The organism is Flavobacterium branchiicola, from assembly GCF_018383905.1.
GTDB lineage: Bacteria > Bacteroidota > Bacteroidia > Flavobacteriales > Flavobacteriaceae > Flavobacterium > Flavobacterium branchiicola.
This window is the reverse complement of record NZ_JAGYWA010000006.1, coordinates 142,184-161,613: the sequence shown is the minus strand read 5'-3', so window position 1 is coordinate 161,613 and position 19,430 is coordinate 142,184. Positions and strand designations below refer to the sequence as shown.

Genomic DNA, 19,430 nt, shown 5'->3' with positions numbered 1-19,430 from the left:
GGAGTCAAACATACGTTTTATTTTTATTTTAAATTATCTGAAAAAATTTCTGATTTTTTTTTCAATTCTGTACCCTAGACTTTTGTGCGAAGTAACAATTCTTTCTTTTAACCCAGCTATTAATAACCTGGAGTTCTCCCCATCTATTATTCTTTTACGAATGTTATAAAGCAAATAAAGCTTATAATCTTCTTTAGGAATAATATTTTCTAAGTTATCTAGTGCTGCAATTGTATATTCTAACATATGAGGAAAACTTTTGGTCATACTTTTATCATGGGTACGATAATAAGCCAATATTTCTTCAATAAAAACTGCCTGAACATCTCTCTGAAAAAAAACTAACCACATTAACCAATCTTCTTTTGCCTTCAAATCTATTGGAAAATGGAAATCGCGAAATAAAGCACTGCTAAAAAAACCGCAATGTATTGGAATATTAAATTTAAAATCCCATCCAAATAAGATTTCATTATATTGTAGAATATCCTGATTCAATTGGCAATAACTAGTTAATAAATCATTAGTAGAATCTTTAAACATTTTAAAATGAGTAACCACAATATTGTCTAATGAGTGATCTTTTATCATCGCAAGAGATTTACTTATTTTTTGAGGACTTAAACAATCATCTGCGTCTAAAAATTGAATATAATCTCCTTTTGCAATATCCAATCCAGCATTTCTAGCGCTACTGAGACCTCCATTTTCTTTATATAAATAAATATATCGACAATCCTTCTCAGTCCATTTTCTTGCTACTTTCGCTGTATAATCAAGGCTCCCATCATCAATAATAATACATTCCCAATTTTCATACGTTTGATTAAAAATAGATTCCAAGCATTCATCCAAATATTGAGCTTGATTATAACAGGGAACAATTACAGAAATTTTTGGATTTGTCAATTTTGAATTTATTTAAATATTGATTTTATTATAAACCTTAATTTATATGTTGGAAAAGACACAATAGACATTATTAAAAAAAATCTTTTTTTATAAAATTGATTAAGACTTTTAGCTCTTTCAAAACGGGATAAATAATAATTTGCTTTTAATTTTTTATATTCTATCGGAGTAAAATTATTAATTTTTAGTTTAAGTCTTTTTCTTCTTTTATAGGCCTGAACCATAGCATAAAAATGCCAATATTGAGCTTTATATTTATTCTCATTTGCAGAAATGCTATTATCATGAATTCTATAAAGATATAAATGAGCATCTAAAAAAAAATGATTTCCATATTCTTCCAATTTAAAATACAAATCCTGATCTACGGCACGCTTCATTTTTACATCAATACCAATTGTTAAATCGTATTTGGATTTTTTAAAAGTTGCGAAGGCGGTAATTATTCCTGGTATCGCAGTAAGATATGACTTTCCAGAAGGTATTGATTCTCCTTGTTTTCCGTAATCAAGAAAATTTAAATCAAGGTCTACGAATTCATATTTTGAAGATATTATCGCCATCTCTTGCCTTTTGATATGAGCATTCATCATTACTTCTAAGGCATTTTTCTTTAAAGCATCATCGGGATCAAGAAATCCCAAAATTTCTCCGTTGGCTAAATCTGCACAACGATTCTTTGTGTAACCACAACCAAAATTTTTTGAATTTCTAAATAATTTGAATCTGGAATCTCCATCAATTAATTCTTTAATTACACTTATGGAATCGTCCGTAGAAAAATCATCAACGATAATTACTTCCCAATTCTGATAACTTTGATTTAAAATGCTTTCATAACAGTCTTTAAAAAAATGACCATTATTATAATTTGCAATTAATAATGAAAATAATTTCATCCCTTAATTTTTTTTATTATGATGTAACTTTTAAATTCTGGACAATTGAAATTAGTCTTTTAACTTTTTCATGAACACTTTGTCGTGAGTATAATTCAAAAAGAATTTTTTTATTATTTAAATACTTTTCTTCTTTTAAATTTTCCTGAAAATTTTTGAGATTCAAATTATTTGTAGATTCTAATGTGTATCCTATTTTTTTAAGATATTTATAAATTGGACTTTTATTATTCAAATAGATTTTAGCACCTAGATATCCCATGATGATAATGTTGCCGAGTCCTTGTTGTCTAACATGATTAAAAATAAGAGCTCTGCAGCTTAAGAGAATTCGATTATAATCTTCAAGTGGCATAAATTCAATTATTGGAATAAAATTATCACCCAATAATTTTTCACCTACTTTTATAACTGTATCAATATACTCTTTACTGCCTCCATAACTTAACGGAACATATACATTAGTGTTTTTCAAGTTCAATTTAGATAGTTTATAAAAAATTTCTAAATGATTATTTGAAAAATCGGCTGAATTTCCAACTAAAATATTTGTACCTATTACCTTTTGATTAATTTTATCTCCTAATAAATCTTCTAGACAACCATAAGTAAATGGAGCTTCTTTAATTTTTTTATTTAGTTTTAAAACCAACGATAACTCTTCAGGCATTATTGGCACAACAATATTTATATTACTAACTGCCTTATAAAAATAGGTATTATACTTTCTGTCTAAAATGGAGATGATTTTTTGTGGCAAAATATATTTAAAAATTTGAATATTTTTAAATATATAAAAGCTAAATACATTAAATAATAAAGTTTGTCTAATAGAAGTCTTTTCCTTAAGGACTTGACGAGTTTTTAGGTCATAAATATTTTTTCTAAAAATTGGCCAATTACAATATAAATCATATCCCCATATAAACCATACCTTTATTATGCTTGAGTGAATTTGCAATGATATTTTCTGTTTACTTTCATCTAAAGCATGAAAAAAAACACTTACATTCTTATTGTTATTTACTTTAAAAATAAATTTAGAAAATTCATCATCATCCTTAAGAGTGATTTTTCTTACAAAACTAGATTTAACATATTTAAATTGCTCATCATTTTTTTTTAAAATATAATACTCTGAAATTCCGGGAAAAACAGCCTCAAATAAGTCTATCGCGGGATCAACAAATTTATCATCATCAAAAACATGAATAATTTTTAGACTCATTAAAATTTTAAAGGTTCTAAATTTTTAATAATTTTCCCTGGAGTTCCAACAACTAAACAATTGTCTGGAATGTCTTTTGTGACTACTGACCCTGCTCCTATAATTACGTTTTGTCCAATTATTACTCTTGGCAGAATAGTTGCATTTGTACCTAAAACAGAAAACGCACCTATTTTACAATTTCCCGAAATATTAACTCCTGGAGATATTTCTACATAATCTTCAATTTCACAATCATGACCAATTGTGGAATTTAAATTGATTATAACACCTTTCCCTATAAGTATATCATTAGTTATTGTAACACCACTCATTAAATTTACTCCATGCATTATTTTATTTCCAAAACTACCAATAATAGCTTTTGGACTAATTGTAGATGTAAAAACACCTCCGATACTTTCAAATTTATCAGTCAAAATTTTTCTTAATTTAGGATCGCCGATACCCAAAGTAAATCTATTGTCTATATTTTCAAAATAAATATTAACCTCTTGAATATTTCGTAAAATCTTAAATTGATCATATAAATATTCAGGCATATTTTCAGTTACATCGTCATAAAAAACAATGTTCTCTACTTCATTTAATTGCTTTAGTACTTCTAAAACTTCCTTTGCAAAACCTTTTGCTCCAACTATTAGCATAAACTATTAATTATCTTAATTATTTCATCCTGTTCATTTTTTGATAATCCAATATAAAGTGGTAAACACAATATTCTAGAAGCAATGCTTTCTGAAACAGGCATTTCTAATCCTTTTATATACTCAATTGTATTTAAAGATGGGTAAAAATAACGTCTTGGAAAAATTTCGTTAGTATTTAATATACTTTGAACCTCAAGCAATTTTTCTTCACTTTCAAAAATAATTGGATAATAACTATAATTCCATTCTGTATTCTCTCTTATTTTTAGACCTTGTAGCTTAGAAAAAACTAAATTTGAGTTATAATAATCTACTAAGTTTTTTCTTTCAGAAATAATCTTATCCATATACGGCAGCACACTAAGCCCCATGGCAGCATGTAATTCTGAAATTTTACCATTAATTCCTAAGCCATAATAAGACATTGTCCCATTATGTCCGAAATTATGACTGTAAAATAGCTTATTTCTTAAGTCAGCATCATTTGCAAACATTGCTCCTCCTTCACCTGTATGAAAGAGTTTTGTGGCATGAAAACTACAAGTACTAATATCTCCATAATTAAATATTGATTTCTCAAAGTATTTCACACCAAAGCAATGAGCACCATCATAAATAACTTTAAGATTATATTTTATAGCTATGTCTTCAATTACTCTGACGTTGCATGGATTTCCAAATACATGAGTTGCTAATATTGCTGTAGTTTTATCTGTAATTAAAGCTTCAATTTTTGATTCGTCAATAGTTAGATATTCAGGATGGATATCTACAAATATAGGGGTACAATTCTCCCAAATAATTGATGCTGTTGTGGCTATATAACTAAATGGTGTTGTTAGTATTTGGCCTTCTTTTCCTAACAATTTTAATGCAATCTGAAGGGGTATTGTCCCATTATTAGTTATAATAATATTAGATACCGCCAAATAGTCTTTTAGCTTACTCTCCAATTCTAAAACTAATTCTCCTCTATTAGTAAGCCATTCATTATGCCAAGCCCTTTGAACAAAGTCTTGATACTCCTCTATTGAAGGCAGAAAACATTTTGTTACGTTAATCATTGCAAAAATTTATATTCTCCCATTCAAAACTAGGTCTGATATATCCAGGTTCTCTTCCCATGTATGCCCCTAAATCACGTTCTCCATCAACAATTGTAAAATGAATAATATCATTCTCCTTGAATATTGAATGTTTTTTATCTTCAACAATATAAATTGATAAGCTATAATTTCCTGATTGAAAAAAATTAACAGGAAAAACACACTTTAAAAGATTTGTCCCTTTTTTAATTGTGGCATCAGTATAATTATTTGAAAAAGAAAATAATGAATCTCCTAAATCGTTAAACAAATGATATGTTAAATGATATTTACCCTCATGCTCCATTTTCATTTCGATTTTTGTTAATAATTCTATTTTTTTATTTTCTACCAACGGATCATCAAAACTCATTCCCTCATTCTGAAATCCAATTTCTTTCAAATCAAAAATATCATTATTAAAATTTACAAACTTTCTACGATTACACCTATCAAATTCAGCATCACCTAAATAATAAAAAATGGCTTTATCAATCTCGTCGATTAAAGTTACTTTCCCATTTTCCAAAACAATACCTCTTGTGCATAAACTTTTTACCGCAGCCATATTATGACTCACAAATAAAACCGTCCTCCCACCACCTTTTGAAATTTCCTGCATTTTACCAATTGCTTTTTTCTGAAACTCAGCATCACCAACTGCCAAAACCTCGTCAATAACTAAAATTTCAGGTTCCAAAAAAGCAGCTACAGCAAATGCCAAACGTACTGTCATTCCAGAACTATATCTTTTTACAGGAGTATCAATATAACGTTCGCAACCAGAAAATTCGATAATTTCATCCAGTTTTGAAGCTATCTCTTTTTTGGTCATTCCAAGAATAGCACCATTCAAAAAGATATTTTCACGTCCAGTCATTTCACCATGAAAACCTGTTCCAACTTCTAATAAAGAAGCTATTCTACCTCGGGACTTTATACTTCCTGTTGTTGGGGCTGTAACTTTTGAAAGTATCTTTAAAAGTGTCGATTTTCCTGCGCCATTTTTTCCAATAATTCCAAGAACTTCCCCACGTTCTACTTCAAAATTTATATCCTGTATGGCCCAGACATATTCAGAATCGCCTTTTATAGAACGATCATTTACATCTCCAATTTTTAAATACGGATTTTCCTTACCACGTATTTCATGCCACCATCTATTCAAATCATGGCTTAGCGTACCGGTACCTACCTGCCCTAAACGATATTGCTTTGAAATGTTTTCAGCTTTTAAAATTATATCTTTTTCCAACTATGCTATAAATTATTAATACTTTAAATAAACCTTGATTAATGTTGATAGTGATTAAACTGTATCAATAAAACTTTTTTCGGTTTTATTAAAAACCAAAAGTCCAATAAAAAAGATTGCTATTGTAAGAGCTACTGTATAAAACAAACCAAATATCGAAATTTCTCCTACATTCAAAAGCATATAGCGAGCTGTTTCTATAATATAAGCTAGAGGATTATATTTAACGATCCATGCATATTGAGGCATCTTAGCTTTTATTAATTCCATTGGATACATTACAGCTGATAAATACATTAATAACTGTATACCAAAACTAACCAAATAACTAAAATCTCTATATTTAGTAACCATAGAGGAAATAAGCATTCCTAATCCTAACCCAAAAATTCCCATGATTACTATTAACAATGGAAAAAATATTGTTAGTTTATTTAGGCTTAAATTATACCCTTGAAAGTTATAGTAAATATAAAAAGCTATAAAAATTAAGAATTGGATTCCAAATTTTATTAAATTGGAAATCACAACAGAAAGTGGTGTAATAATTCTAGGAAAATAAACCTTTCCAAATATTCCTGCATTCGATTTAAATGTGTCTGAAGTTCCATTAAGACAGGAAGTAAAATAATTCCAAACTGTTATCCCTGCCATATTAAATAAAAACGGTGGTACAGGTCCTGTACTAATTCCTGCAACATTATTAAATATTATGGTAAATGTAATAGTTGTAAATAGTGGCTGAATTAGGTACCAAAGTGGCCCTAATACCGTTTGCTTGTATACCGTGATAACATCACGTTTCACAAAAAGAAATAATAAATCTCTGTATTGCCAAACCTCTTTAAGGTTTAATGTAAAAAACTTGTTTTTAGGTGTTATTTCAAACAGCCAGCTGTTATTATTATTTGTGTTCATTATATTATCACTTACAATATAAATTGCAAGAAAGTCTTTTTTTAATTAAAATTCACTTTTGTATATCATATACTTAAAAAAAATGTATTTGTATATTAAAAGCCTTAAAGAATTAACAGGATTTTTACTCGTTTAAAAAACATTTAAAAATGCAAAAAGGCGCTTTAAAAAAAACACCTTTTAAATATAATACTTAAAACAAAATTTAATATCCGTAAGAAATTAATTATCTAAAACTTCAAAAGCAGAATTCATGCTTTTAAATTCAGGAACAATTTTTTTCATTTTAGTGACTATATCATCATTATCATAAAAATCAGCGATTCCGATTAGTTCGTCAATTTCAGTATGAAGATTTTCATATTCATCTTGAATCTCCTGAGCGATCATGATTTTATCATGATAAGTCGGCAACGTTTTTGAAGTATCATTTAATAATTCTTCATATAATTTTTCTCCCGGACGCAGACCTACTATTTTAATTTTGATTTCTTTATCTGGAATAAAACCTGCAAGTTTAATCATTTTTTTAGCCAAATCTATTATTCGAACAGGTTTCCCCATATCAAAAATATAAATTTCTCCACCGTTACCCATAGCTCCGGCTTCTAATACTAACTGACAAGCTTCAGGAATAGTCATAAAGTATCTAATAATATCCTGATGTGTTATTGTAACTGGACCACCTTCAGCAATTTGTTTCGTAAACAACGGAACAACTGATCCATTTGATCCCAAAACATTTCCAAAACGGGTTGTAATAAATTTAGTAACTCCCGGAATATTCTCTTTTTGATTTTTTAAAAAAAGAGATTGAACATATTTCTCTGCGATACGCTTACTGGCTCCCATAACATTACTAGGATTTACAGCTTTATCGGTTGAAACCATTACAAATTTGCGCACATGATATTTACATGATAAATCTGCCAGATTTTTTGTCCCTTTTATATTAGTCAATATAGCTTGCGAAGGATTATCCTCCATTAAAGGAACATGTTTATATGCCGCAGCATGAAAAACAACGTGAGGATTATGATTTTTAAATACTTTTTCTAATGCTTTTTTACTTTTAACATCGGCAATAACAGCTACGATTTTTGTTTCTGAGTTCATTGCGAATGTCTCTAAACATAAATTATGCAAGGGAGTTTCAGCATGATCCAAGATTATCACCGTTTTAGGATTAAAACCAAGAACCTGTCTGACGATTTCACTTCCTATAGAACCTGCTGCTCCAGTTATCAAAATTGTCTTTTCCTTTAATTGCTTAGAAATTGATTTACTATCTAAAACAATAGGTTTTCTTTCTAATAAATCCTCAATTTGAATATTCTTAACCTTTTGAGAAATTTCCTTTTGATTTTCCCAATCTGAAATTAAGGGAACAGTATAAACTCTGTAGTTAAACTCTAAACATTGATCAACAATAATCAATTGTTCCTCTTTCGATAAACTTTTATCAGCAATAATCACACCCTCAGCAGCAACAGAACGCATTAGAGCTGGTATTTTTTTTCTTAAAATCAAAATTGGCAAATCCAACATACGTTTAGATGCATTTTGATTGTTTTTATCTACAAAACCAACAATTTTAAATCTAGAAGGAGTTTCAAATTTTAATGCATTAGCTACTGAAATAGCATTTGCATCAGTACCATAAATTACAGTCCTAATAAGTTTTGAATTTGTTTTTTCAGAGAAATATAATTCAAATGTTTGTTTTACAATTACACGATACAAAAACAAACCGCAAAACGACAAAACCAAATTGATAAAGAGAGCTGTATTAAGAAATGCTTTATGTCCCGTATAAAGTTCAAAAACTAAATTAAAGAATAAAAAGAAAACCAATACAGACATCTGCGAAAACAATAGTTTTATGGCGTCTATATAAGAGGAATGCCTGATAATACCCGAATAAGTTCTAAATAACCAAAAGAAAAATATATTTACAAATATTAAACTTAAAACAAAGTAGAAATCATGAGAGGTAATGATATATCCAATAGCTGTTCCTTCAAACAACATATATGTGAATGTAAATGAAAAAACCAGAACCATTATATCTATGGCAACAATAATCCACCTAGGCAAGTAACTAAGGTTATTTATGTTAGCCCTTAGATTCCTTGGAGAGAATGAATTATGCAATAAATCGGCTATTTTGGTTGGTTTATCTGTATTCAATTTCAATGATTTTGATTCTGCAAAATTTGTATGTCTTACAAAAATACAAATTAAAGGTTTTAAAAAATTATTTTGTTGTGCAAATTAAATTTTAACACCTCTCTTTTTTTGTTTTAAAAATTGTATTAAATACGTACCATATCCAGATTTAAGTAATGGTTGAGCCAATTCTTCAAGTTGCTCGTCATTAATAAATCCTTGTCTCCAGGCAATTTCTTCAATACAACCTACTTTTAAACCTTGTCTTTCTTCTAAAACCTGAACAAATTGTCCGGCTTGCATTAAACTATTAAAAGTCCCAGTGTCTAACCAAGCAGTACCTCTACTCAATATCCCTACTTTTAATTGTCCTTTCTCAAGATAAACCTTATTCACATCTGTGATTTCATATTCACCACGAGCGCTTGGCTTAATATTTTTAGCAATTTCTACTACAGAATTATCATAAAAATACAAGCCAGGAACGGCATAATTTGATTTTGGCTCCAAAGGTTTTTCTTCGATGGAAATAGCATTTTTATTTTCATCAAACTCTACCACACCATATCTTTCTGGATCTGAAACATGATAAGCAAAAACAACCCCTCCTTCTGGATCAGCATTATCCTTCAAAAGTTGCTGCATATTTGTTCCAAAGAAAATATTATCTCCAAGTACTAGAGCAACTTTATCTTTACCTATAAACTCCTCACCAATTACAAATGCCTGAGCTAAACCATTTGGATTTGGCTGTTCAGCATAACTAAATTTACAACCAATTGAAGTCCCATCTCCAAGAAGCTTCTTGAAGTGAGGTAAATCATGAGGCGTCGATATTATTAAAATTTCATTTATTCCCGCCATCATTAAAGTTGACAATGGATAATAGATCATTGGTTTATCATAAACAGGCATTAGTTGTTTACTTACTGCTAATGTTAATGGGTGTAATCTCGTTCCAGAACCTCCCGCTAATATAATTCCTTTCATAAAACTTGATTTTAGATTTTAGTATTTGATTCTAAATAAGGCATAGGTTGCAAATTCATACTTTATTCAAATATCTTTTTTAAACTTTCCTTATAATTTGGAATTTCTAAATTATAAACTGATTTTATTTTTGTTTTATCCAACAATGAAAAATTTGGGCGTTTTGCTGGTGTAGGATAAGATGAAGATGAAATTCCTCCAACTTTACAAGAATAGCCTCCAAATTCTTTGATGCTTAATGCAAATTCGTACCAACTAATTTCTCCCTCGTTCGAATAATTATAGATTCCTGGAATCCATTTTGGAGACTCGATGATATCAATCATTACTTTTGCAAGATCAGCAGCATAAGTTGGTGAACCTATCTGGTCATTTACAACATGAATTTCATCTCTTTCTTGCATTAATCGTTGCATTGTTTTTACAAAATTATTCCCAAATTTACTGTAAACCCAAGAAGTTCTAATAATTAATGCCTCGGGATTTTCTTTTATGCATGCAACTTCACCAGCCAGTTTACTTTCTCCATAAACATTTATCGGATTTGTTTCTGCCTCTTCATTTAAAGCAATTGAAGACTTGCCATCGAAAACATAATCTGTTGAAATATGAATTAATTTGGCATTAATTTCTGCAGAATATTTTGCAATTAACTCTACAGCTAAGTGATTCACTTTAAACGCCAAATCTTTTTCTGATTCCGCTTTATCAACAGCCGTATAAGCTCCACAATTAAATATAATATCCGGATTAATGACTTTTAATTGAGATTGAAGCAATTCTAAATTATCTAATGTAGCTTTAGTACGATCGCCAAATACCCATTCATACTGACGATAATCAGGTGCCAAAACCGAAAGTTCAGATCCTAATTGTCCTGTTGCTCCAGTTACAAGAATTTTTTTCATTAAAATAAACTATTACAATTATCAATAAATGGGAGAATTTGGTCCTTCTCTGAAACTATTGCATCATCAAGATTCATTCCCCAATCAATATTCAAAGATGAATCATCAAATTTAATCCCCCCTTCAGAAGCTTTATTATAAAATTGATCGCACTTATACATTACTGAAGCCGTTTCACTAATAACTGAAAATCCATGCGCAAATCCTTGTGGTACTAATAACTGTTTTTTATTCTCCGCCGATAACAAAACACTAAATGATTTCCCGTACGTAGGAGAATCTTTTCTTAAATCCACTGCAACATCTATAATTTCTCCTTCCAACACACGAACTAATTTTGTTTGAGCAAAAGGAGGATTTTGATAATGTAAACCTCTTAATGTTCCTTTTTTCGAAAAGGACTGATTATCCTGAACAAAATCAATATTAATTCCTAAATCTTCAAATTTAGTTTTACTGTAAGATTCAAAAAAATAACCTCTTTCGTCACCAAAAACTGTTGGTTCAACAATTACCAAATCTTTTATAAATGTTTCTTCAATTTTCATATTCTATTTTTATATTCATTTAAAGAAATTGACGATAACTTCTTTAATTCTACTTTTATCTATATCATTTAGATTTGATCCTGATGGCAGGCATAATCCTTTGTTAAATAAATTTTCAGCAATTTTATCTCCATAATATGGGTACTTTTCAAAAACTGGCTGTAAATGCATTGGTTTCCATAATGGACGACTCTCTATATTTGCTTCGTCAAAAGCAAGTCTTAATCTTTCTCTTTCTTCCTTTGTTTGAAGTAATATTGTATTTAGCCAATAATTAGAAAAGAAATCATCATTGAGATTATCAAAAAGTTCTACATTTTCAATTTCTTTAAAAATATCTTTGTAAAATAAATGATTGGCGTGTCTTAAAATAATATTCTTTTCTAAGATTTTCATTTGTCCAAGACCAATCCCTGCACAAATATTACTCATTCTATAATTGTAACCTATTTCACTATGCTGATAATGTACTGCTTTATCTTTTGATTGAGTAGCATAAAAGATTGCTTTATCTTTTATTTCTTTCGAATTGGCAATTAATGCACCTCCACTAGAAGTTGTTATAATTTTATTTCCATTAAAAGACAAAATACCAAAAGCACCAAAACTCCCACACTTTTTCCCTTTATAACTACTTCCAAGAGCTTCTGCATTATCTTCAATAATTGGTATTTCATATTTGCTGGCAATTGAATGTACTTCATCAACTTTATAAGGCATGCCATATAAATGAACCGCTATAATTGCCTTCGGTTTTTTTCCTTTTTCGATTCTATCTTTTATAGCGATTTCAAGATTTTCAGGACAAATATTCCAAGTATCAACTTCACTATCTACAAATATCGGACATGCATTCTGATATAAAATTGGATTTGCTGAGGCAGAAAAAGTCATACTTTGACAAATAACCTCATCACCAGATTTAATACCTAGTAATATTAATGCCAAATGTATAGCTGATGTTCCGGAATTTGATGCTGCAACAAAATTTTCATTTTTATAATAATTCTGAAGCTCATCTTCGAATTCGTCAACATTTGCTCCCCCAGAGGTTATCCAATTCGATTTTAGGGCTCTTTGAATATATTCTTGCTCAAACCCGCTTTCTTGCGATAATGATAAATAAATTCTATTATCTTTCATTATTTAAAAAAGCCAATAATCTGATGGATAACGAACATCATCATCACTTACATTCGCTAATGGCAATGTAGAAAAGGATATTAGTTTTGAGTTTTCTTCAAGAGATTCTATTGCATTTGCATAACCCGCAGGTATGTAAACAATTTTGCTTTCAGATTCAGAAACGAAAACAGTCTCAATAACCAAATCTTTTGAAGGATTTTCCCAATTATCGATTTTTATAAAATGAATATTAAACGAACCTGAAAGACAATAAAAATTTTTAGCATCTAATTTATGCCCCTGCCAAGCTCTAATGGGATTTTCTAAAGAATTACTGATAATATAAAATCTTTCGATATCTTCAAAACTAAAATCATTTACATACGAGATACTTCCTCGATGATCTGAAAATTTTCCTCCATGAATTAATTTAGGCCCCATGATTCAAACGTAAATTATTCTTGTTTAACAAATAAAATTTTGATGAATAAAGCAACAATAAAGGCAAAATTACAATTAAGAATATAAGTGAATCTTGAATTTTTTGATAGAGAAGAATTACTAATAAAGAAATTCCTACTTGAGCTAATGCATAAAGAAGAGACACTAATCTATGCTGTATTTTATATTCATTGCTTAATATTTGATACAAGTGTAATCGATGTGCCTCAAAAATATTTTGTTTTAAATAAAGTCTGTGTAGAATTGTACAAACCGCATCAACTCCGTATACTGCCAAAAACAATAACCAAATAAGTGATTCCGTTACAAGAATTAGTTTTACAACCAAATAAATTATCCAAAAAGCTATGGCAATACTTCCTACATCACCAGCAAAACATTTTGCTCTTTTTCTATAATTAAAAAATAGAAATACTAAACTAGCAAGCATTGCATATTTTATAAACATTCCATCAGTAAAAAGCTGAATTTTTGTATTGACATACAATAATGATCCCATTACGACTAAAGTATACAGTCCTGTAATACCATTAATTCCATCCATGAAATTATAAGCATTTATTAGTCCGATGGCCAAAACATAAGAAACTACAATTCCCCAAACAGGCATTAAATGGAATAAATTTAAATCATAAAAAATCAAAGTGATTGAAAGAAAATGAATTCCGATTCTAATTTTATTTGATAAACTTTGAATATCATCCCAAAAGCTTACAAGACTTACTAAAGTTATTCCAGTAAAGAAATAATAATTACTCTCTACATGTCGCAAAAAATACAAAAAAGATGAAAACCAAAAAATGATTCCACCTCCTCTCAATGTTATTTCTGTATGAGAACTTCTTTGATTGGGTTTATCAATTATATTAAAATGATCGGCTACTTTGAAATAAAGCAACATAATACTCATTAAAATAATCCCTAAAATTGTATACTCCATTTTACGATTACTCCCAGTTAGTATCTTTTATTTCTTCATAGACTTTCTTAATGCCTTCCTCTAGGCTAGTTTTGGCTTTCCATCCAAAGCCGTTTAATTTCGAAACATCCATAAGTTTACGAGGGGTTCCGTCAGGCTTAGAAGTGTCTGTTAAAATTTCTCCTTCAAACCCTACTATTTTTTTTACCAAAATAGCCAAATCCAAAATCGATATATCTTCTCCTACTCCAATATTCACTAATCCTTGTTCGTTATAATTTTCCATTAAATATAAACAAGCCTCTGCAAGATCGTCTGCATGTAAAAATTCTCTTTTCGGACTTCCTGTTCCCCAAATAGTAACCGATGCTTCATTATTGCGTTTTGCAATAATAAATTTTCTAAGCATTGCTGGAAGAACATGAGAATTTTTTAAATCATAATTATCATTAGGTCCGTATAGATTTGTTGGCATAACAGAAATAAAATTACAGCCAAACTGGTCTCTATAAGCATCACACATTTTAATACCCGCAATTTTTGCGATTGCATATGGCTCATTAGTAGGTTCCAACTCACCAGTAAGCATGTATTCTTCCTTTAATGGCTGTGGAGCCATTTTGGGATAGATACAAGAAGATCCTAAAAACATCAATTTCTTTACGTTGTTCAAATAGGATTGATGAATGATATTATTTTGTATCATCAAATTTTCATAAATAAAATCTCCTCTGTAAGTATTATTAGCTATAATTCCTCCAACTTTTGCAGCTGCCAAAAAAACATAATCTGGTTTTTCTTCAGCAAAGAAATCTGCAACCGTTTGCTGATTTCTTAAATCTAATTCTGAAGAGGTCTTCAACACAAAATTTTTGTATCCTTTTTCTTTTAATTGACGCAAGATGGCTGATCCCACCATACCTCTATGCCCAGCTATATATATTTTATCTTGTAAATTCATAGTGCTCCTTTTTCCTAATCAAGAATACAAATTATTCTAATAAATTTAATTAATATCTAATAGCAGATCTTACTTCGTTTAACATCTTCTCTCTTTGAACATATGCAAGATCAGATATCATCATTTCTTTTACTAATCCAACCAAATCATATTTAGGCACCCATCCTAATTTTGTTTTTGATTTTGTTGGATCTCCAATAAGCAAGTCTACTTCTGTTGGACGGAAATATTGTGGATCTACAGCAATAACTTGCTTCCCAATTTCGATTTGATAACTTGGGTTACTGCAAGAAACTACAAATCCTTTTTCATTTACGCCTTCACCTCTAAACTCGATATCTATTCCTACTTCTGCAAATGACATTCTAACAAAATCACGCACATAAGTGGTTTCTCCCATAGCAATAACATAATCTTCTGCAGCATCTTGCTGAAGAATTCTCCACATCGCTTCTACATAATCTTTAGCATGTCCCCAGTCACGTTGTGCATCTAGATTTCCTAAATACAGACAATCTTGTTCTCCTAAAGCAATTGCAGCTGTAGCCATTGTAATTTTACGAGTTACAAAAGTTTCTCCACGGCGAGGTGATTCATGATTAAAAAGAATTCCATTAGTCGCAAACATACCATAAGCCTCTCTATAATTTTTGGTTATCCAAAAACCATAAATTTTAGCTGCCCCATAAGGTGAACGTGGATAGAAAGGAGAATGTTCATCATAAAACCCTTTTGCATTTTTATTTTCAGCCAAACCGCCGTATAACTCAGATGTCGATGCCTGATAAATACGAGTTTTCTTTTCTAATCCTAAAATACGTACGGCCTCTAAAATTCTCAATGTTCCAATTCCATCTACATTAGCAACGTATTCCGGAGAGTCAAAAGAAACCTTTACGTGGCTCATTGCTCCTAAATTATAGATTTCGTCCGGTTGTACTTCCTGAATAATTCTGATAATATTAGTAGAGTCAGTAAGATCACCATAATGCAACTTAAAATTCACATGTACCTCATGTTGATCTTGGTATATATGATCAATACGCTGAGTATTAAAAGAAGAAGCCCTTCTTTTAACACCATGAACCATATATCCTTTCTCTAATAATAACTCTGCTAAATATGATCCATCTTGCCCTGTAATTCCAGTTATAAGTGCTACTTTCATTTTCAAAATTTTATATTTTATTATTATTTATATAGTCAATCACCGATTGTGGTTTCCAATCAAGCATCATTTGTGCTTTATAGTCATTAAAAGTTAAATCTGATGTCATCTTTCGAACCTTCAGTGTATTAATTGGCGCTCTATTTCCAAAAAAATCTCCAAATTTACCAATAAACAAAGCTAAATTCATTGATAAATTTTTCGGCTTTTTTTTTTCCATATTCATTGAAATAGCAGAGCTTAAATCATTAAAAGTTGGATGACATCCGTCAGTCAAATTGTAAGTCCCTCCTATTTGAGCAGCCTTTGTAATTAATGAAGCTACATCTTTAGCTAAAACCATACTCTTTTGAGCTTTCCCTCCCGCTACATTAAAATAATAGCCTTTACTGATCGCATTTATCATGGATCCCAAATTTCCGGGAGCATTTTCTCCTACTAATAATGGTAAACGCAAAATTGTGCAAACTACATTTCTTTCTTTACACCATTCTAATACAATCTTTTCAGCTTCTATTTTACTTACTCCATACGGATCTGTAGCCCCTAAAAAGAAATTTTCATCTATCTCCTTACCACTTTCCTGTCCATAAACTGATACGGAACTTATAAAAACAAATTCTTTAGGAATAGTTGATTTTTCTAACCCTTTTAATAAGTTTTTGGCTCCTAAAACATTAACATTATAAAATTCTTTCTTTTGTATTTCTGTTTTTGGAACACTATGTGCTTTACCAGCAGCATGTATTACGAGATCAAAATTATTATTAAAAATTGGAACTTCTTTATCTAATGAAAACTTATAAGTACCAGAATTTCTCGATAGTTCAAAAATTTCATTTTCATACTTTACTTGTTCATAAATAAATTTTCCAAGAAAGCCATTTGAACCAGTTAATAGAATTTTCATTTGCTTCTATATGTTTTTTATTTCTTAAATAAATTGAATTAACCGTTTAAATATTCTCATTGGCATTAAATAAAATGGAGCCCTCAATCCATTATTTTTCCATGCTTTAAGTATCTCTTTATTTTGATTTACAATATTGGATATACTTTGATTTGTAGCCCCCCCAAGTCTCATCTTAACAATTAATCGATCAATATATCTAATTTTAAAAGTATGTTTCTTTAACATTCTAAACATTAATTCATAGTCGGCAGCTAACTTATAGTCTAAATTAAATACCCCTGCTTTATCATAAACAGATCTTTTTACAAACAATGAGGGATGTGGTGGAACATTACCATTTTCAAAAAAATTATTATAATACTGCTTAGATTTCCAATTCCTTACAACCACATTAGTATCATCACTTTTCACATACACAAGATTTCCATACAAAATGTCTAAATAAGAATCGGCCAGAAACTGTTCCATAACATCTGCAATAACATCTGAATCTTGATATAAATCATCTGAATTCAATATCCCAATCACGTCTCCAGTAGCTGACTGGACTCCTTTATTCATAGCATCATATAATCCATTATCTTTTTCAGAAATAAAATATCCCAATTTATCTTCATATTCTTTAATAATAGATACTGTATTGTCCTTAGATTTTCCATCGATAATAACATATTCTATATTTTTATAAGATTGCCCTATTACAGACTGTATGGCATCCCTAATTGTTCGTTCGTTGTTATAAACAACAGTGATTATGGAAATTTTCATGACTTATATAATTCTTTGTATATATTTAATGTTTCGGTATAACATTTTTCCCAAGAAAACTTGTTAGCTTGGCTAAAACCTTTATTTATTATTTCTTCGCGATTTTTATTAATTATAGAGATGGCTTTATTAAAAAGAGGTATTTCTAATTTATCAATTATTACACCTGCATCTCCTGCCACTTCAGGAATTGACGAACTACGTAAAGCTATGAACGGACACCCTGCTTTCATTGCTTCAAGTAAAGGGATTCCAAAACCCTCATAAGAAGAAGGATACATAAGTGCATAGGCTTTATTGTACAACTCATTTAATTCTTCATTATCAATATTATTAAATAATTGCCAACGTCCTGGAATAAGTTCATTTAAAAAAATTATTTCTTCCTTTTTTAAGGCCGAACCTACTATATTTAGATTAAACTTATCAGTTTGAGCAATCGCTCTAACTGCAAAATCAAAATTTTTATAGGTTTCCCTAGAACCTATAAACAGAAAATCATTAGATTTTTCCCAATTTCCTACATTAAAGAAATCATTTGAGACACCATTATAGATAAGATGCACTTTATTTTGATCTAAATTAGGAAAAAATAAGAAAAGATCTTTTTTTGTATTTTCTGATATAACAATTATCGCATCTGCACTTTTTATTGCATTAGATTTTTGATAACTATGTAAAATTTTTCTAATTCCTCGATAAAACCTTTCGTGAACAAAATCATGAACTGTAATTACCTGTTTAGCATTTTTATTTGTTGTAATCCTATTATAACTAGAATGAAAAATAAACTTTTGATTTATTTCATTCAAGCTAATTTTTTTAAACCGATCGATTAATATTTTCTGACTTCCAGTACTAATAATCTTTTGCTTTTCTATAGCAATACGATTTCTAACTATATTGTCATTTTCTCTGTCAATAAATAAGACATCAATATTGTCTCTTAAAATTCTTGAATATAATTCATACCAATAAGTAGATATTCCACCTGCTTTTTGTAAAGAAAAAACAATATTATCGAGTATTAACTTCATTATTTTTTTAATTAATTATTTTAAAAAGATTTTCTAAAAAAATCTAATAAAAAAGGCGAAATAAATATTTTTAATGGAATTCTGATTAGATCACGAAAGAAACAAATGGTAAAAACTACGCAAAAACAATAATAAATATTTTTTGTTTGTATATCCGGATATTTACTTTGTCGAAAAACCAAAAAGTCTTCTGAAAAAAATATATTCCTCTAGTATAATTCCAAAATTCACAAAAAATAGATACAAAAACACTTAACTCGTTTAAAAGATTCCTTGGTCTTAATGGTGTTTCTAAATCAACGACATGCTCTGCTCTACCATGTATTAACTTGAACCAACATTATAATATTTGATTGCTAGCCCTGAAAATCTAATCACTTCTAGCAAATTTAATGTTGCCATTATGATAATTTTCTTTACTTCTGCAGGTTGTTTAAAAGATAGCGTTACAAAACTTCGTCCATCAAGATTGTATATTTCATCTATATTGATTTTATTAATTATCTGAAATATAC

General features: G+C 29.5%; 20 protein-coding genes. All 20 read right to left on the bottom strand.

The window, feature by feature from the left end; translation table 11 throughout:
• Window positions 1–33 precede the first annotated feature (33 nt).
• Window positions 34–909, bottom strand: coding sequence for a glycosyltransferase family 2 protein (locus KHA98_RS15985; RefSeq protein WP_213258904.1), 876 nt, complete (start codon window positions 907–909; stop codon window positions 34–36).
• A gap of 8 nt (window positions 910–917) precedes the next feature.
• Window positions 918–1,811 carry a glycosyltransferase family 2 protein gene (locus tag KHA98_RS15980; RefSeq protein WP_213258903.1) on the bottom strand — a complete coding sequence of 298 codons (894 nt, stop codon included), beginning with the start codon at window positions 1,809–1,811 and terminating at the stop codon, window positions 918–920.
• A 16-nt stretch (window positions 1,812–1,827) separates the two neighbouring features.
• Window positions 1,828–3,039 (bottom strand): TDP-N-acetylfucosamine:lipid II N-acetylfucosaminyltransferase, encoded by a 1,212-nt coding sequence (locus tag KHA98_RS15975; RefSeq protein WP_213258902.1) that lies wholly within the window; start codon window positions 3,037–3,039, stop codon window positions 1,828–1,830.
• Window positions 3,039–3,686 (bottom strand): acetyltransferase, encoded by a 648-nt coding sequence (locus KHA98_RS15970; RefSeq protein ID WP_213258901.1) that lies wholly within the window; start codon window positions 3,684–3,686, stop codon window positions 3,039–3,041. Before KHA98_RS15970 ends, KHA98_RS15975 begins: the two co-directional genes overlap by 1 nt.
• Window positions 3,680–4,753 (bottom strand): DegT/DnrJ/EryC1/StrS family aminotransferase, encoded by a 1,074-nt coding sequence (locus KHA98_RS15965; protein WP_213258900.1) that lies wholly within the window; start codon window positions 4,751–4,753, stop codon window positions 3,680–3,682. Before KHA98_RS15965 ends, KHA98_RS15970 begins: the two co-directional genes overlap by 7 nt.
• On the bottom strand, window positions 4,746–6,029 hold the full coding sequence (locus KHA98_RS15960; RefSeq protein WP_213258899.1) for an ABC transporter ATP-binding protein: 1,284 nt from the start codon (window positions 6,027–6,029) through the stop codon (window positions 4,746–4,748). The genes KHA98_RS15965 and KHA98_RS15960 overlap by 8 nt, the downstream gene beginning before the upstream one ends.
• A gap of 54 nt (window positions 6,030–6,083) precedes the next feature.
• Window positions 6,084–6,947 carry an ABC transporter permease gene (locus KHA98_RS15955; RefSeq protein ID WP_213258898.1) on the bottom strand — a complete coding sequence of 288 codons (864 nt, stop codon included), beginning with the start codon at window positions 6,945–6,947 and terminating at the stop codon, window positions 6,084–6,086.
• Window positions 6,948–7,169: 222 nt separating this feature from the next.
• Window positions 7,170–9,137 carry a polysaccharide biosynthesis protein gene (locus KHA98_RS15950; RefSeq protein ID WP_213258897.1) on the bottom strand — a complete coding sequence of 656 codons (1,968 nt, stop codon included), beginning with the start codon at window positions 9,135–9,137 and terminating at the stop codon, window positions 7,170–7,172.
• Between the two features lie 84 nt (window positions 9,138–9,221).
• Window positions 9,222–10,106: a glucose-1-phosphate thymidylyltransferase RfbA gene (gene rfbA / locus KHA98_RS15945; RefSeq protein ID WP_213258896.1), complete on the bottom strand. Its 885-nt coding sequence runs from the start codon at window positions 10,104–10,106 to the stop codon at window positions 9,222–9,224.
• Between the two features lie 62 nt (window positions 10,107–10,168).
• A complete protein-coding gene (gene rfbD / locus KHA98_RS15940; protein WP_213258895.1) occupies window positions 10,169–11,014 on the bottom strand; it encodes a dTDP-4-dehydrorhamnose reductase in 846 nt (281 codons plus the stop codon).
• The gene (gene rfbC, locus KHA98_RS15935; protein ID WP_213258894.1) at window positions 11,014–11,562 is read right to left on the bottom strand and encodes a dTDP-4-dehydrorhamnose 3,5-epimerase; all 549 of its coding nucleotides are present in this window, start codon (window positions 11,560–11,562) and stop codon (window positions 11,014–11,016) included. Before rfbC ends, rfbD begins: the two co-directional genes overlap by 1 nt.
• 15 nt (window positions 11,563–11,577) lie before the next feature.
• Window positions 11,578–12,705 (bottom strand): DegT/DnrJ/EryC1/StrS family aminotransferase, encoded by a 1,128-nt coding sequence (locus tag KHA98_RS15930; RefSeq protein ID WP_213258893.1) that lies wholly within the window; start codon window positions 12,703–12,705, stop codon window positions 11,578–11,580.
• A gap of 3 nt (window positions 12,706–12,708) precedes the next feature.
• On the bottom strand, window positions 12,709–13,128 hold the full coding sequence (locus KHA98_RS15925; protein WP_213258892.1) for a WxcM-like domain-containing protein: 420 nt from the start codon (window positions 13,126–13,128) through the stop codon (window positions 12,709–12,711).
• A complete protein-coding gene (locus KHA98_RS15920; RefSeq protein ID WP_213258891.1) occupies window positions 13,118–14,089 on the bottom strand; it encodes an MraY family glycosyltransferase in 972 nt (323 codons plus the stop codon). Before KHA98_RS15920 ends, KHA98_RS15925 begins: the two co-directional genes overlap by 11 nt.
• A gap of 7 nt (window positions 14,090–14,096) precedes the next feature.
• Entirely contained in the window at window positions 14,097–15,029 is a 933-nt protein-coding gene (locus KHA98_RS15915) for a GDP-L-fucose synthase family protein (protein WP_213258890.1), read from the bottom strand.
• Window positions 15,030–15,078: 49 nt separating this feature from the next.
• Window positions 15,079–16,197, bottom strand: coding sequence for a GDP-mannose 4,6-dehydratase (gene gmd, locus KHA98_RS15910; RefSeq protein WP_213258889.1), 1,119 nt, complete (start codon window positions 16,195–16,197; stop codon window positions 15,079–15,081).
• A 10-nt stretch (window positions 16,198–16,207) separates the two neighbouring features.
• Window positions 16,208–17,107, bottom strand: coding sequence for an NAD-dependent epimerase/dehydratase family protein (locus KHA98_RS15905; protein WP_213258888.1), 900 nt, complete (start codon window positions 17,105–17,107; stop codon window positions 16,208–16,210).
• Window positions 17,108–17,131: 24 nt separating this feature from the next.
• Window positions 17,132–17,878 carry a glycosyltransferase family 2 protein gene (locus KHA98_RS15900; RefSeq protein WP_213258887.1) on the bottom strand — a complete coding sequence of 249 codons (747 nt, stop codon included), beginning with the start codon at window positions 17,876–17,878 and terminating at the stop codon, window positions 17,132–17,134.
• Complete coding sequence (locus KHA98_RS15895) at window positions 17,875–18,915, bottom strand: glycosyltransferase family 4 protein (protein ID WP_213258886.1); 1,041 nt, start codon at window positions 18,913–18,915, stop codon at window positions 17,875–17,877. The genes KHA98_RS15900 and KHA98_RS15895 overlap by 4 nt, the downstream gene beginning before the upstream one ends.
• 324 nt (window positions 18,916–19,239) lie before the next feature.
• Window positions 19,240–19,419, bottom strand: coding sequence for a GDP-mannose 4,6-dehydratase (locus KHA98_RS23085; RefSeq protein WP_379732197.1), 180 nt, complete (start codon window positions 19,417–19,419; stop codon window positions 19,240–19,242).
• Window positions 19,420–19,430: the final 11 nt, after the last annotated feature.

Coding starts and splice junctions, on each gene's coding strand:
- KHA98_RS15980 (WP_213258903.1), bottom strand. CDS start 1,811: ATGAAATTATTTTCATTATTAATTGCAAATTATAATAATGGTCATTTT.
- KHA98_RS15975 (WP_213258902.1), bottom strand. CDS start 3,039: ATGAGTCTAAAAATTATTCATGTTTTTGATGATGATAAATTTGTTGAT.
- KHA98_RS15970 (WP_213258901.1), bottom strand. CDS start 3,686: ATGCTAATAGTTGGAGCAAAAGGTTTTGCAAAGGAAGTTTTAGAAGTA.
- KHA98_RS15965 (WP_213258900.1), bottom strand. CDS start 4,753: ATGATTAACGTAACAAAATGTTTTCTGCCTTCAATAGAGGAGTATCAA.
- KHA98_RS15955 (WP_213258898.1), bottom strand. CDS start 6,947: ATGAACACAAATAATAATAACAGCTGGCTGTTTGAAATAACACCTAAA.
- rfbA (WP_213258896.1), bottom strand. CDS start 10,106: ATGAAAGGAATTATATTAGCGGGAGGTTCTGGAACGAGATTACACCCA.
- rfbD (WP_213258895.1), bottom strand. CDS start 11,014: ATGAAAAAAATTCTTGTAACTGGAGCAACAGGACAATTAGGATCTGAA.
- rfbC (WP_213258894.1), bottom strand. CDS start 11,562: ATGAAAATTGAAGAAACATTTATAAAAGATTTGGTAATTGTTGAACCA.
- KHA98_RS15930 (WP_213258893.1), bottom strand. CDS start 12,705: ATGAAAGATAATAGAATTTATTTATCATTATCGCAAGAAAGCGGGTTT.
- KHA98_RS15925 (WP_213258892.1), bottom strand. CDS start 13,128: ATGGGGCCTAAATTAATTCATGGAGGAAAATTTTCAGATCATCGAGGA.
- KHA98_RS15920 (WP_213258891.1), bottom strand. CDS start 14,089: ATGGAGTATACAATTTTAGGGATTATTTTAATGAGTATTATGTTGCTT.
- KHA98_RS15915 (WP_213258890.1), bottom strand. CDS start 15,029: ATGAATTTACAAGATAAAATATATATAGCTGGGCATAGAGGTATGGTG.
- gmd (WP_213258889.1), bottom strand. CDS start 16,197: ATGAAAGTAGCACTTATAACTGGAATTACAGGGCAAGATGGATCATAT.
- KHA98_RS15905 (WP_213258888.1), bottom strand. CDS start 17,107: ATGAAAATTCTATTAACTGGTTCAAATGGCTTTCTTGGAAAATTTATT.
- KHA98_RS15900 (WP_213258887.1), bottom strand. CDS start 17,878: ATGAAAATTTCCATAATCACTGTTGTTTATAACAACGAACGAACAATT.
- KHA98_RS15895 (WP_213258886.1), bottom strand. CDS start 18,915: ATGAAGTTAATACTCGATAATATTGTTTTTTCTTTACAAAAAGCAGGT.